13 protein-coding genes are annotated in these 12,943 nt (G+C 57.9%); 10 read left to right on the forward strand and 3 right to left on the reverse strand.

Translation table 11 applies throughout. The annotated features are described in order from the left end of the window. Positions 1-91: 91 nt before the first annotated feature. From ade to BM069_RS11530, 3 genes are all read left to right on the forward strand, one after another. Positions 92-1,900 carry an adenine deaminase gene (ade, locus tag BM069_RS11520; RefSeq protein WP_093324139.1) on the forward strand — a complete coding sequence of 603 codons (1,809 nt, stop codon included), beginning with the start codon at positions 92-94 and terminating at the stop codon, positions 1,898-1,900. Next, positions 1,897-3,369 carry an AMP nucleosidase gene (locus BM069_RS11525; RefSeq protein WP_093323840.1) on the forward strand — a complete coding sequence of 491 codons (1,473 nt, stop codon included), beginning with the start codon at positions 1,897-1,899 and terminating at the stop codon, positions 3,367-3,369. The genes ade and BM069_RS11525 overlap by 4 nt, the downstream gene beginning before the upstream one ends. A 132-nt stretch (positions 3,370-3,501) precedes the next feature. Next, positions 3,502-3,789: an HU family DNA-binding protein gene (locus BM069_RS11530; protein WP_054004273.1), complete on the forward strand. Its 288-nt coding sequence runs from the start codon at positions 3,502-3,504 to the stop codon at positions 3,787-3,789. A gap of 95 nt (positions 3,790-3,884) precedes the next feature. On the opposite strand, the gene cysK is transcribed toward BM069_RS11530, so the two are convergent. The 3 genes from cysK to BM069_RS11545 all read right to left on the reverse strand — a co-directional run bounded on the left by cysK (position 3,885) and on the right by BM069_RS11545 (position 6,164). Next, positions 3,885-4,952: a cysteine synthase A gene (gene cysK / locus BM069_RS11535; RefSeq protein ID WP_093323841.1), complete on the reverse strand. Its 1,068-nt coding sequence runs from the start codon at positions 4,950-4,952 to the stop codon at positions 3,885-3,887. A gap of 190 nt (positions 4,953-5,142) precedes the next feature. Continuing rightward, on the reverse strand, positions 5,143-5,511 hold the full coding sequence (locus BM069_RS11540; protein ID WP_093323842.1) for a VOC family protein: 369 nt from the start codon (positions 5,509-5,511) through the stop codon (positions 5,143-5,145). Beyond that, on the reverse strand, positions 5,508-6,164 hold the full coding sequence (locus BM069_RS11545; protein ID WP_170846736.1) for a potassium channel family protein: 657 nt from the start codon (positions 6,162-6,164) through the stop codon (positions 5,508-5,510). Before BM069_RS11545 ends, BM069_RS11540 begins: the two co-directional genes overlap by 4 nt. Positions 6,165-6,280: 116 nt before the next feature. On the opposite strand from BM069_RS11545, the gene BM069_RS11550 reads away from it, so the two are divergent. The 7 genes from BM069_RS11550 (at position 6,281) to BM069_RS11580 (ending at position 12,869) form a co-directional block, all read left to right on the forward strand. Then, complete coding sequence (locus BM069_RS11550) at positions 6,281-7,369, forward strand: AI-2E family transporter (protein WP_093323844.1); 1,089 nt, start codon at positions 6,281-6,283, stop codon at positions 7,367-7,369. Continuing rightward, a complete protein-coding gene (locus tag BM069_RS11555) occupies positions 7,366-8,430 on the forward strand; it encodes an HlyD family secretion protein (RefSeq protein ID WP_093323845.1) in 1,065 nt (354 codons plus the stop codon). Before BM069_RS11550 ends, BM069_RS11555 begins: the two co-directional genes overlap by 4 nt. Continuing rightward, on the forward strand, positions 8,420-9,478 hold the full coding sequence (locus BM069_RS11560) for a DUF2955 domain-containing protein (RefSeq protein ID WP_093323846.1): 1,059 nt from the start codon (positions 8,420-8,422) through the stop codon (positions 9,476-9,478). Before BM069_RS11555 ends, BM069_RS11560 begins: the two co-directional genes overlap by 11 nt. A 114-nt stretch (positions 9,479-9,592) precedes the next feature. Beyond that, positions 9,593-10,468, forward strand: coding sequence for a DMT family transporter (locus BM069_RS11565; protein ID WP_093323847.1), 876 nt, complete (start codon positions 9,593-9,595; stop codon positions 10,466-10,468). Positions 10,469-10,525: 57 nt separating this feature from the next. Then, a complete protein-coding gene (locus BM069_RS11570) occupies positions 10,526-11,239 on the forward strand; it encodes a cytochrome c biogenesis CcdA family protein (RefSeq protein ID WP_093323849.1) in 714 nt (237 codons plus the stop codon). A gap of 17 nt (positions 11,240-11,256) precedes the next feature. Further along, entirely contained in the window at positions 11,257-11,664 is a 408-nt protein-coding gene (locus BM069_RS11575; protein WP_093323851.1) for a thioredoxin family protein, read from the forward strand. Positions 11,665-11,819: 155 nt separating this feature from the next. Next, on the forward strand, positions 11,820-12,869 hold the full coding sequence (locus BM069_RS11580; protein WP_093323852.1) for a GlxA family transcriptional regulator: 1,050 nt from the start codon (positions 11,820-11,822) through the stop codon (positions 12,867-12,869). Positions 12,870-12,943 lie beyond the last annotated feature (74 nt).

Below are 12,943 nucleotides of genomic sequence, written 5' to 3' on the forward strand. Positions count from 1 at the left end.
CGCAAATTTCAAACCACTCCTGAAACTGTTTTCGCAAAACCTTCATCTTGCCGATGGTTGAACATCCCTCAAACGCATGGCACCTTACGCCATGGAACATATGCACTTTCAAAGCTGGGCCGACGTGGCCCCCCGCCTTGTCGCCGTGGCCGCCGGCCGCGCGCCCGCAGACACCGTCATTCGCAAGGGCCAGTGGGTCAACGTTCACACCCGCGAAATTCTCCCAGATCATGACATCGCCATTGCCGCAGGCCGCATTGCCTATGTCGGTCCTGACGCCAGCCACTGCACTGGCCCCGATACCGAGGTCATCGAGGCCAACGGCCGCTTTATGATCCCGGGCTTGTGTGACGGTCACATGCACATTGAAAGTGGCATGCTGACCCCCGCGGAATTCGCCCGCGCCGTGATCCCGCATGGCACCACCACCATGTTCACCGATCCGCACGAGATCGCCAATGTGCTCGGCCTTGAGGGCGTGCGCATGATGCATGACGAAGCTTTGATGCAGCCCATCAACATTTTCACGCAAATGCCTTCCTGCGCCCCCAGCGCGCCGGGTCTGGAAACCACAGGTTATGAAATCGGCCCCGACGATGTGAGTGCCGCCATGGGCTGGCCCGGCATCATTGGTCTGGGCGAGATGATGAATTTCCCCGGTGTGATCAACGGCTCCCAACAGATGTTAGCCGAAATCGCCGCCACGCAGAACGCCGGCAAAACCGTAGGCGGCCATTACGCCAGTCCCGACCTTGGTATCCCGTTCCACGCCTATGCGGCAGGTGGTCCCGCGGATGACCACGAAGGCACCTGCGAGGCCGACGCCATCGCCCGTGTGCGTCAAGGTATGCGCATGATGATGCGGCTCGGATCGGCTTGGTATGACGTGGAGACCCAGATCACCGCGATCACCGAAAAGGGGCTGGATCCGCGCAATTTCATCCTCTGTACCGATGATTGCCACTCGGGCACCTTGGTCAACGACGGTCACATGAACCGCGTGGTGCGCCATGCCATCGAATGCGGCTGTGATCCGGTGGTGGCCTTGCAGATGGCAACGATCAACACCGCCACCCATTTCGGCGTTGAACGCGACCTCGGCTCCATCGCGCCAGGCCGCCGCGCCGATGTGATCCTGACCTCTGATCTCAAAACCCTGCCCATCGAACATGTCATCGCCCGTGGCAAAACCGTCGCGCAGGATGGCAAAGGCTTGGTGGACTGCCCGCATTATGACTGGCCTGCCCACGCGCGTCAGACCGTCAACATGGGCCGCGACCGCACCGCCGCTGACTTTGAAATCCACGCCCCCGAAGGGGCAACCAAAGTCACAGCCAACGTGATTGGCGTGGTGGAAAACCAAGCGCCGACCAAAGCGCTCACTGCCGATCTCCCCGTCGAAAATGGCGTGGTTTGCGGTGACATAGAGACTGATATCGCCCAGATCGCCCTTGTCGAACGTCACCGCGCCACGGGTGGCGTGGTGAACGGGTTTGTCTCGGGCTTTGGGTATAAAGGACGCATGGCCATGGCCTCCACCGTGGCCCATGACAGTCACCACATGATCGTTGTCGGCACCGACCACGAAAACATGGCGCTGGCTGCCAACCGTCTGGGCAAAGTTGGTGGCGGTGTGACCGTGTTCAAAGACGGGCAGGAAATCGCGCTGATTGAGTTGCCCATCGCGGGCCTGATGTCAGACGCGCCGGCCACCGAGGTTGCTGCCAAAGCCGACAACATGGTGCAGGCGATGGAGGCTTGCGGCTGCACGCTGAACAACGCTTATATGCAACACTCGCTTCTGGCGCTGGTGGTGATCCCTGAACTCCGGATCTCGGACCTTGGCCTTGTTGATGTAACCAAGTTTGAAATGACTGATGTGATTAAGGCCGCTGAATGACCCCGCAACAAATTCCCGTACATTCTCCCGCTATCCCCGCTGCGCAGAGCTTTACCGATGCCGCCGCAGCTGTTGAACGCCTCGAAGAGCTCTACACTATCGCAACAACCTATCTCTGCGATCAATTCAGCCGCGCCCTGCGCAAAGGGCCTGACGGCCACCGCATCCGCGCGTTTTATCCGGAAATCCGCATCACGACGACCTCATTTGCACAGGTCGACAGCCGACTCAGCTTTGGCCACGTGTCAGAGCCAGGCACCCACGCGGCCACGATCACGCGACCGGATTTGTTCCGGAACTATCTGCAGCAACAAATAACCCTGCTGCTGGAAAACCACGGCGTGCCGGTCACGATTGGAGTCTCAGACACCCCGATCCCCGTGCATTTTGCAGTCGCCGCACGTAGCAACATGACTGTACCTCAGGATGGCGCTGCAGAATTCACATTGCGCGACATTTTTGATGTTCCGGACCTGTCGACCACCAACGATGACATCGTGAACGGCATGAACGAGGCAAACGGCGCTGAACCTCTGGCGCCTTTCACGGCCCAGCGCGTCGACTATTCACTCGCGCGGCTCAGCCACTATACCGCCACCGATGCCGAGCATTTCCAGAACCATGTGCTGTTCACCAACTACCAGTTCTACGTGACAGAGTTCGAAGCCTACGCCCGCGCCATGCTCGACGATCCAAAGTCGGGCTACACCAGCTTTGTCAGCACTGGAAATGTCGAAATAAACGACGCGGAAACCCCCATCGCGCCCGTCGATAAACAGCCGCAAATGCCGACCTACCACCTCAAGCGCGAAGATGGCTCCGGCATCACGCTGGTGAACATCGGGGTTGGGCCGTCAAATGCCAAAACTGCAACTGACCACATCGCCGTGTTACGACCCCACGCGTGGATCATGGTTGGCCACTGTGCCGGACTGCGCAATTCACAATCGCTCGGTGATTTTGTTCTCGCCCATGCCTATCTGCGTGAAGACCACGTTCTTGATGACGACCTGCCTGTTTGGGTGCCAATCCCTGCCTTGGCCGAAGTGCAGATCGCCATGGAGGAAGCCGTCGCCGAAGTAACCGAGCTCAAGGGGTATGACCTGAAGCGTGTTATGCGCACAGGGACAGTGGCAACCATCGACAACCGCAACTGGGAACTGCGCGAACACGCGGGCCCCGTGCAACGTCTGAGCCAATCCCGCGCAATCGCGCTGGATATGGAAAGCGCGACCATTGCGGCCAACGGCTACCGGTTCCGCGTGCCTTATGGCACTCTTCTCTGTGTCAGCGACAAGCCGCTACATGGCGAATTGAAGCTTCCAGGAATGGCATCGGACTTCTATAAGACGCAGGTCGCACGCCATTTGATGATCGGCATTCGCGCGATGGAAACCCTTCGTGAGATGCCGCTGGAACGGCTGCATTCGCGGAAATTGCGCTCATTTGACGAGACCGCATTCCTTTGACTCTGCGGAAACTTGCCAAAAACCCCACTTTTTATGGGTTTTTGGGCACACAATTTATTGTGTTCGCCTACTATATCCCGTTAAATGCCCGGCACGAGGCCCAATACTCGGGCAGACCAATGGAGACCTGAAATGGCAAAACCGATGACAAAGACCCAACTCGTTGCCGCTCTGGCCGAAGAAATGGGTTCGGACAAGAAATCCGCAGGCGCAGCGCTGGAAGCAGTATGTGCACTGATCACCCGTGAAGTTTCCGGCGGCGGCGCAGTGACCCTGCCTGGCGTTGGCAAAATCTACTGCCGCGAGCGCCCAGAGCGCATGGTGCGCAACCCTGCCACCGGCGAGCAGATCAAGAAAGACGCAGACAAGGTTGTGAAAATGACCATCGCCAAAGCGCTGAAAGACAGCGTAAACGGCTGATCGCGTTGATCACTGATTTACGGAAAGGGTCGCCCACGGGCGACCCTTTTTGTTTGGCCTGACGTCGCGGGTTTTCACCCCATGCGCCGCCGGTCTCACAACTGCGCGCTTGGGGTCGACCGCGAAATTTCCAACTCCGCCGCGTCCATCTCTTCGCCGACGCCTTCAAACAACGGCGTCGACAAATACCGCTCGCCAGTGTCCGGCAGCATCACCAGAATGTTGCTGCCCGCGGGCGCGGTCTCTGCAACTTGCATCGCCGTGGCAAAAGTCGCCCCGGCCGAAATGCCAGTGAAAATGCCTTCTTCTGCTGCCAGTCGCCGTGACCACACGATCCCGTCCGGCCCAGCGACGGTCAACAATTCGTCATACAGCCCGTTGTCCAGCGCCTCCTGCAAAACCCACGGGATGAAATCCGGCGTCCAGCCCTGAATAGGATGCGGTTCGAAATTCGGATGGCTCTCGGTCGCCTGATGGTCGGCGTTGCGCGTGTTTACATAGCCCGATCCGACAAGCGCAGCGTTGGCCGGCTCGCTCAGGATGATCTTGGTGTCCGGACTTTCCTTGCGCAGAACACGACCCACTCCGCTCACCGTGCCACCGGTGCCGTATCCGCTCACGAAGTAGTCCAGTTTTTCGCCCGCAAAATCCGACAGAATTTCCCGCGCTGTTGTGGCCTCGTGAATATCGGCGTTGTCGGCTGTCTCAAACTGACTCGCCAAAAACCAGCCGTTCGCCTCGGCCAATTCCTTGGCCTTCTGGTACATTCCGAACCCCTTTTGCGCCTTTGGCGTCAGAACAACCTTGGCCCCAAGGAACCGCATCAGGCGCCGACGTTCCACGGAAAACGCCTCCGACATGGTGATCACCAGCGGATAGCCTTTTGCGGCACAGACCATTGCCAACCCGATACCAGTGTTGCCGGATGTGGCCTCAACCACCGTCTGCCCAGGCTTCAGTCGCCCGTCACGTTCCGCGGCCTCGATGATGTTCAGCGCCAGACGGTCTTTGACCGATCCCGCGGGATTGAAGGCCTCGAATTTCACATAGACGTTCACATGCTCCGGCGCGATCCGGTTGATGCGCACCACCGGCGTGTTGCCTACGGTGTCCAGAATGCTGTCATAGCGCCGTCCGCGCCCATCGGTTTCACGAATACTCATGGTTGGTCACCTTGCTGAATTGCAACTTTTGTTGGTTCAAAACATAGGCTCTGCCTACGCTGGCGAAAGGCAGGTATCGGCAAAAAGGACCGCCATCGCGCAGCACATCGCGATTCAGAAACCAAGTCCGCAAAAGGGACGCTGTGCCCAAACCGAATTGGAACTTTTGCCAAATATCAAAACCGGCGTTTCACAGGAAACACTGCACTTCGATCAAGTATCCGTTCGGATCGCGCACAAAGAATGAATAAATACCGAAACGGTCCATATTCTGAGGCGCCCCCTGAAGATCCACGCCCGCTGTCTCAAGCCGGGCATACCACGCATCCACTGCCGCCACGCCGTCCACCAAAAGCGTGATCATCCCACCGTTAGGCTCCACCACGCGATCCGCAAAAGTCTCGCAAACCCCGATCCGCGCACCCTCCGCCGTGGCAAATATCATTGCCTGTCCGGCATCCAGAGCCACCTCTAGCCCCAGCGCATCGCGATAGAACGCAATGCAGGGCGCGAGGGTTTCCGTATAAACCCAACTGATTTGCCCCGTGATGGCCTTCATTTCAGCCGTCCCACAATGCGCCCGATAAAGATCGCGACAAACATGGTGCCGACGATGGCCTGTAGACCTGTCAGAATGCGCGGCAGACTCGCTGCCGGAGTGATCTCGCCATAGCCTACGGTGGTCATGGTGATCATAGAAAAATAGACAAACGGCGCACGGTGACCGGCCACATCCTCAGGCAAATTAAAACTTCCCGGATGCATCACCTCGATCCGCCAGTAAATCAGCCCCCACAACATCGCGATCAGCAGGTATCCGAAAATACCGCTCGACAGGCGCTCATACTCTGAATGGACCGGGCCAATCAGCTGGCGGAAACTGATAATCATCGAGCCGAACAACAACACTGCCGCCAAACCCGACAGGCTGCCATCCACATGCACGTCCAGCGATTCGCTCATGATCAGCAACACAAACCACGCAAACACCGGAATAGACATCAGAAGACGCAGTGCAGTGTTGCGCTCAGTTGCCCCAACAACACCGAGAAACAGGAAACTCAGCCCCCAAAGCGCCACCTGATCCGCAAACGGCAACCGGTCTTCAAACCCGTCCAGAAGGATCAGAGAAACCAAAAGCCCCAAGAGAATCGACCACCGGTGGGTTTGAAACAAACCGTCAGGCACCGAAACATGTTTCACATCGTTCATTTTCTTGTCCTCAAAACCCGCATCCCTGTGCAAATATGCCCCCATAACAAATGCGTGAGCCGAATTAGTGTGCTCAAACGTAAGCTGAATTGAATTGATAAGGGAAGGACTTTGACATGAGCGGGATGGATGAACGTCGCTTGATAGACCTAGGCATTCGATTGCTGTTTTTGGCAGTTTTCGCGTATGCCGCCTTTGCGATCATCATGCCGCTGTCGGGCATTGTGGTCTGGGCAATTATCCTCGCAGTGGCGATTTATCCGGTCTTTGACTGGCTTCAAGCCAAGCTCGGCGGTCGTCGCGGTTGGGCTTCCACAATCATCACGTTGCTCGGCCTTGTTCTTACAATCGGGCCTCTGTGGGCGTCCATCGGGCAACTCGCAGAATCGCTCAACAGCTTCTCAACCAAACTCCACAACGGCACGCTCAAGTTGCCGCCACCGCCAGAAGGCCTTGACGAAATCACTCTCGTTGGACCCAAAGCGGCCGAAATCTGGTCCCTGTTCAACACCAACATGGATTTGGCCTTCAAACAGTATGGTTCGGTCATTCTCGAATTTGCCGGCTCTGTTGGTGGTGCGGTGGCCGGTATCGGCTTCCAGCTTCTTGCGATGGCACTCTCCGTCATCGTTATGGGTATGATGCTCTCACCCGGACCGAAACTTGGCGAGATGCTGCAATCCTTCGGCAACCGCGTCTTTGCTCCAAAAGGCGGCGAGTTTGTTGAAATGGCCGCAGCCACCGTGCGCAACGTTTCCCGAGGCGTTCTGGGCGTCGCCGCCTTGCAAGCTGCGCTTATGGGCATCGTCATGAAGGTCTTTGGAATCGAAACCGCCGGTATGCTGGCGGTGATTGTCCTGATCCTTGGCATCATTCAGGTCGGACCCACCATTGTTGTGATCCCGCTTGTGATTTGGGCATGGGGCTCTATGGGCACCGGCGCTGCGCTTCTGTTCACAGCCATCATGATCCCGCTCATGCTGATGGATAACTTCCTGCGCCCGATTTTCATCGCGAAAGGTCTCAACACCCCAATCCTCGTGATTCTTGTCGGCGTCATTGGCGGAGTGCTATCCGGTGGCCTAATTGGCATCTTCATCGGCCCGGTAATTCTCTCTGTGTTTTATGAACTCGTGGTGGCGTGGATGAACGCTGACATCGCCAAAGACATCGAAGCCGACACGGAAGAAGGAGCTGCCGGATGAAACGCGCCTTCTGGATTGCTTTAGGCCTGCTGATGATTCTGGTCAGCTGGTATCTTGCGGCGGACCGCCGGACGCCATTTACATCCAATGCGCGCGTCAAAGCGGTGATCACACCGATCACACCGCAAGTTTCTGGAACGGTCCTCGAAATCAATGCCGAGAACGGAGAAATCGTCGAAGCCGGCGCCGTTCTCGCACGCATCGACTCGCGCCAGTTCGAAATTCAGAAACACAGTGCTGAGGCCGATCTGGAGCTTGCCACTCAGGACGTGGGCGCAGGGTCAGCTGATGTCAGCAGCGCACAGGCCCGCGTGACCCGCGCCGAAACCGATCTGGAGACCGAAAGCCTTCAAGCGGCCCGCGTGTTCGACCTTGAGAAAAAGGGGCTGATCGCGGTCGCCAAAGCTGACGAATCCCGCCGGCTCCTCGCGGATGCCGAGGCCACGTTGGAACAAGCGCGGGCCGATCTGGAAAGCGCCAAGCAAGCCCTTGGAAGCTCCGGTCAGGACAACCCACGCATTCAAGCTGCGCTGGCGAAACTGGCGGACGCCGAACTCAAACTCAGCTGGACGGTACTCAAAGCCCCAGCGCGCGGCGTTCTCTCCGATCTTGATCTCGCCGTCGGCAACTACGCCCGTTCCGGACAAAGCCTGATGACCTTTGTCGACAGCACGAATGTCTGGATCGAGGCCTATATGACCGAGAACAATCTCGGAAACATCAAGATCGGCGACCCCGTCGATGTGGTTCTGGACATGCACCCCGGCAAAATCTGGAAAGGCCAAGTTGCCAGTCTCAGTATCGCAAGCTCAGATGGAACCAGCTCAAAACCCGGCGAGCCTACGGCAATCCCGCGTGTCTCCGGCTGGTTACGTGACCCGCAACGTTTTGCCCTGCGCATCGTGCTGCCGGACTATACAGAAGGCGACGAAACTGACGATGTCCGGTTCAATGTCAACGGACAGGCAGACGTGATCGTTTATACGAGAGACCGCGGATTCCTAAACGCCATTGGTCGCGTGTACATCAAGATCGTCGCGCTTTTCTCCTATGCCTACTGAACCAAACAATCGCGGCAAGAGGCTCGCTGTCGGAACGGCGAGCCTGTTTGCCCTTGGCCTGTTGATTGGCTGGCCGCTTGCCACAATCGGAACCGTCTTTGTTGTGCTCTTCCTGCAAGCGCCCGGCCCAATGCCTGGCGTGGCGATACGCACGCTGTTTCAACAGGGCATTGTTTTCCTCGCAGCCTCATGGCTGATTTCCTCTGCCCTCTCGCCCTATCCCGTCGCCTTCTTGCTGGCGCTCGCCATGGCTGTGGCCACTTGCTTTTACTGGTCCACCAAGGGCGCGGGCGTGCTCTCGGTTGTGCTTGCACTGATGGCAGCGCTGATGTTGCCGAAACTGGTGATGACCTCCCAAGAGCTGGCGCTGACTCTGGTTATCTGGCTGCCGATCAATCTGCTGCTGGCATGGCTGTGGACGGTCTTTATGTTTTACGTCTTTCCGCCAACACCGGCCGGCATCGCCGCTGCGCAAAAGCCCGACGGACCGACCTACGACCCCAACAGGCTGGTGTTGCGCATGTCCTTGGTCACCATTCCTTTCGCAATCTACTTTTACCTGGTCGGGTCTTCCGCTCTGGTGACTTTGCTCTTCGTCGCAATCCTGAGCCAACAACTCGCAGCCGCAACCGCAGCCGGACCTACAGTCGCCAAAACCATGCTCAAAGCAAATTTCTGGGGCGGCATCACAGCCATCTTCTGTTACGAAATCACCGTGATCGCACCCTTGATGATCGTCGCAATGCTGGCGTTCGCAACCGCCGCATTTGTGCTGGCGGGTTGGCTGGTCTCCGATCGTGCTGATGCATCCATGGCAGGCACCGCGCTCACCACAACGGTCATTCTGTTCGGGGGTTCCATCGCGCCGTTTGGGAACGATGCAGATGTGAAGATGATCGACCGCCTCGTGCAAATCGGCAATGCGCTGGTCTTCGTCCTGATCGCATATATCGTTGTGGATTCATTCTTCCCGCTCAACCGCGAAGACCGAATGAGACCCAAACGCCGCGGCCTGCGTGGCCTGTTGCGAGGCGCACAGTCGCAATAGAGACATGCCCAATCCAGCAAGGTGAAAAAGTTAACCACTCTGACCGAGGCGGTTGTAACCCCCTTTCCTTTGCGATTAGATCGCGTCGAGCAGGGGTATTTCAGGACAGGCAATATGGACATCCGCGCAATAGGCATGGGGCTTCTCTTTGCCTTCATCTGGTCCTCAGCCTTTACCTCGGCCCGTATCATCGTGGCGGACGCGCCGCCGCTGGCGATATCGTCGATCCGCTTTGCCATTGCCGGCGTGATCGGAGTTCTCATTGCCCGCGCATTGGGTCAGACATGGCATTTGACCCGCGCTCAATGGCGGGCCACGCTAATTTTCGGCCTCTGTCAGAATGCGCTATATTTGGGTCTGAATTTCACCGCCATGACCACGATAGAAGCCTCATTGGCCTCCATCATCGCCTCGACCATGCCGTTGATCGTCGCCTTCCTCGGGTGGGCCGCGATGGGCGAAAGGCTAAGCCCGCTTGCCGCCATCGGGCTGGTGGTCGGCTTTGCCGGCGTTGTCCTCATAATGGGCGGACGCATGGACCAAGGCGTCGATCTATTTGGTGTGCTCCTTTGTGTCATTGGCGCCTTGGCGCTGGCTGTTGCCACTCTGACGGTGCGCAACGCCTCTGCGGGTGGCAATGTCATGATGATTGTCGGCCTTCAGATGTTTGTCGGCGCAATCGTCCTCTTTTTTGCCTCGCTCATCTTCGAAACATGGGAGTTCAACTGGACCCCAAGAATGCTGACGGCGTTGACCTATACAATTTTTGCCCCCGGCCTGTTGGCCACGTGGATCTGGTTTGCGCTTGTCGCCCGTATCGGTGCTGTCAAAGCGGCGACGTTCCACTTTCTCAATCCCTTTTTCGGGGTTGCCATCGCCGCGCTCATTCTTGGTGAACGTCTTGCCGCCACGGACATTGTCGGCGTTGTAATCATTGCCGCTGGCATCCTTGCGGTGCAGCTTTCGAAACAATCGCACACGCCCAAGTGAAGCCTCGTCAACGCTGTTTGACATGACATAAGTCGCATGTGTTGGCACAACAGGTGCATGGAATTTGTCTTTGCATATGGTGCGGGCCTGCTGACGCTGATCAACCCCTGCGTTGTTCCGGTGTTACCGATCGTGCTGACCACCGCCCTGAACGCGTCCCGCCATGGCCCTGCCGCCTTGGCATTGGGCATGAGCCTCAGCTTTGTTGTGCTTGGCATGGCGGTCACGGTGTTCGGCCACGCCATTGGCCTCACCCCTGAGACTTTGGCCAAGGGCGGCGCTGTGCTGATGATGGTGTTCGGAGCCATCTTGCTTGTCCCGAAATTCTCCGCTGCGTTCTCAACAGCCACCGCCGGTGTCGCAGCCCGCGCGGACGGTACGCTCGACAACGTGGATCACTCCTCTCTGCAAGGCCAGTTTCTTGGCGGCCTGTTGCTTGGAGCGGTCTGGTCCCCCTGCATCGGCCCGACGCTGGGGGGCGCAATTTCCCTTGCCAGCCAAGGCGAAAGCCTCGGCAAAGCCGCCCTCATCATGGTGTTCTTCGCCCTTGGCATTTCCACCCTGATCTTGGGCCTTGGCTATGGCGCGCGCTCCGCACTGCAAAACCGTCAGGCCCTCCTGCGCCGGATCGCCGCCAAAGCCCGCCCCATCATGGGAGCAGTCTTTCTCGCGACCGGCCTCGCTCTCTTTTTCAATGTCCACCACATGATCGAATTCTGGCTCGTCAGCATCCTGCCGGCGTGGCTCATCGATCTTTCTGTATCCCTTTGACCCAACAGGAGTTTCACATGGATCGTCGCACTTTTCTCGCCACCGCAACCGCGGCCCTGACCCTGCCCGCACTGGCCAATGCCACCACCAACTACACCCCGGGCCTGGTCAAAAAACACCTCGCAGCCGGCGACACCGTTTTTCTGGTTTTCGGAACCGAGTGGTGCAGCACCTGCGCCGCCCAAGATCGCGCAATAAATGCCCTGTTGCAGTCCAACCCCGACTACGAAGCAAAAGTCGCCTTTATCCACGTGGACTATGATCAATACGGGCAATCCGATCTTGCCCGTGACTTGAAGATTCCCCGCCGCTCCACTCTGGTTGTCCTGAAAGGCGATCAGGAGCTCGGCCGCATCGTGGCCGGAACCTCAAAAACACAAATCAAAGAGTTGATGGACACAGCGCTGTCGGCTTCGGTCGCCTGATCCCATACGTCAATCCGAGGCACAGCCCCGTGTCTCGGATTGACGCCGTGAATGCATCCATAGCCTGCGCCTATCCAATTCATTGGTATTTCACTGGATCAAAACCGCAAACCCTCTGGCTAGTCTGAACTTCTCGTCGTTTCAGGAGACACGCCATGACTCAGGCGCTCGACATTTCCCGCAGCAAAGCCAGCCCCGTGGGCGAAACCAAACCTCGTCGTTTCGTGTTTCTTCTGCTGCCCGAGTTTTCCCACATCAGCTTCTCCTGCGCTCTTGAAGCGCTTCGAATGGCGCGTGGGTTTGACGGACGGACGCACTTTGAATGGCATGTGCTGTCCTGTGATGGCGAACCCGTCAAAGCCTCCAACGGATTGGGGCAGATCGTCGACGGACCCCTTGAAAACCTTGACCGCCAGGACACCTTGATCGTCTGTGGCGGTGACAACATCGCCTGCCATGCCACCCCGCAGGTGCTCAATTTCATACGGCGCGAGGCCCGCCGCGGTGTGCGGATCGGCTCGGTCGCTTCGGCCACATATGTTCTGGCACTTGCCGGGCTTCTCGCGGGAAAACAGGCCACCGTGCATTGGGATTTCCACAACGCGATGGCCGAAGTTTTCCCTGGCATCGACCTTCTGGACCGTGTGTTCGCCATTGACGGGCAGCATTTCACCTGCGCTGGCGGCGCGGCCTCTATGGATCTGATGCTGTATTTGATCGAGCGGGATCATGGCCGCGATCTGGCGAATTACATTTCCGAGAAAATGGTCTATTCCGCGCCGCGCAGCCCGCACCACAACCAGCGCCTGTCTTTGCAACTGCGCGCCGGCAAGCGCAGCTCGAAGCTCTCGGACGCTGTGGACATCATGAACGCCAATATCGAGGCACCTCTGACGCCAGGCGAAGTTGCCACAGCCGTCGGTCTCAGCTCCCGTCAACTTGAGCGGCTGTTTCGCAAACATCTCGGCACCACGCCAAAAACCCACTACACCGGTCTGCGCCTGCGCAAAGCTCGTGACCTGATGTTTCAGACCGACATGAAGCTCTCCGAAATCTGCTTTGCCTGCGGCTTCAACAGCCAGACACATTTCTCCAAAGCCTACCGCGCCGTTTTTGGCGTCAGCCCCTCGCGCGATGACGGTCGGTTCGAGGCGGCCTCTCCGCACGCCCGCGCCGCTGCTTCAGATGCGATCACTATGGCTTGACCACGCCGCGTTTACTCTTTTCAAAAGGGTCTCAGGCCCCATATCCCAGATTGGGAAGGCACCCGTGCCTGAAA

Source organism: Shimia haliotis (assembly GCF_900114415.1).
Lineage (GTDB): Bacteria > Pseudomonadota > Alphaproteobacteria > Rhodobacterales > Rhodobacteraceae > Shimia > Shimia haliotis.

What these genes read in the sequence shown, in the direction of transcription:
- ade (WP_093324139.1), top strand. Translation starts at nt 92, where the DNA reads ATGGAACATATGCACTTTCAAAGCTGGGCCGACGTGGCCCCCCGCCTT.
- BM069_RS11525 (WP_093323840.1), top strand. Translation starts at nt 1,897, where the DNA reads ATGACCCCGCAACAAATTCCCGTACATTCTCCCGCTATCCCCGCTGCG.
- BM069_RS11530 (WP_054004273.1), top strand. Translation starts at nt 3,502, where the DNA reads ATGGCAAAACCGATGACAAAGACCCAACTCGTTGCCGCTCTGGCCGAA.
- cysK (WP_093323841.1), bottom strand. Translation starts at nt 4,952, where the DNA reads ATGAGTATTCGTGAAACCGATGGGCGCGGACGGCGCTATGACAGCATT.
- BM069_RS11540 (WP_093323842.1), bottom strand. Translation starts at nt 5,511, where the DNA reads ATGAAGGCCATCACGGGGCAAATCAGTTGGGTTTATACGGAAACCCTC.
- BM069_RS11545 (WP_170846736.1), bottom strand. Translation starts at nt 6,164, where the DNA reads ATGAACGATGTGAAACATGTTTCGGTGCCTGACGGTTTGTTTCAAACC.
- BM069_RS11550 (WP_093323844.1), top strand. Translation starts at nt 6,281, where the DNA reads ATGAGCGGGATGGATGAACGTCGCTTGATAGACCTAGGCATTCGATTG.
- BM069_RS11555 (WP_093323845.1), top strand. Translation starts at nt 7,366, where the DNA reads ATGAAACGCGCCTTCTGGATTGCTTTAGGCCTGCTGATGATTCTGGTC.
- BM069_RS11560 (WP_093323846.1), top strand. Translation starts at nt 8,420, where the DNA reads ATGCCTACTGAACCAAACAATCGCGGCAAGAGGCTCGCTGTCGGAACG.
- BM069_RS11565 (WP_093323847.1), top strand. Translation starts at nt 9,593, where the DNA reads ATGGACATCCGCGCAATAGGCATGGGGCTTCTCTTTGCCTTCATCTGG.
- BM069_RS11570 (WP_093323849.1), top strand. Translation starts at nt 10,526, where the DNA reads ATGGAATTTGTCTTTGCATATGGTGCGGGCCTGCTGACGCTGATCAAC.
- BM069_RS11575 (WP_093323851.1), top strand. Translation starts at nt 11,257, where the DNA reads ATGGATCGTCGCACTTTTCTCGCCACCGCAACCGCGGCCCTGACCCTG.
- BM069_RS11580 (WP_093323852.1), top strand. Translation starts at nt 11,820, where the DNA reads ATGACTCAGGCGCTCGACATTTCCCGCAGCAAAGCCAGCCCCGTGGGC.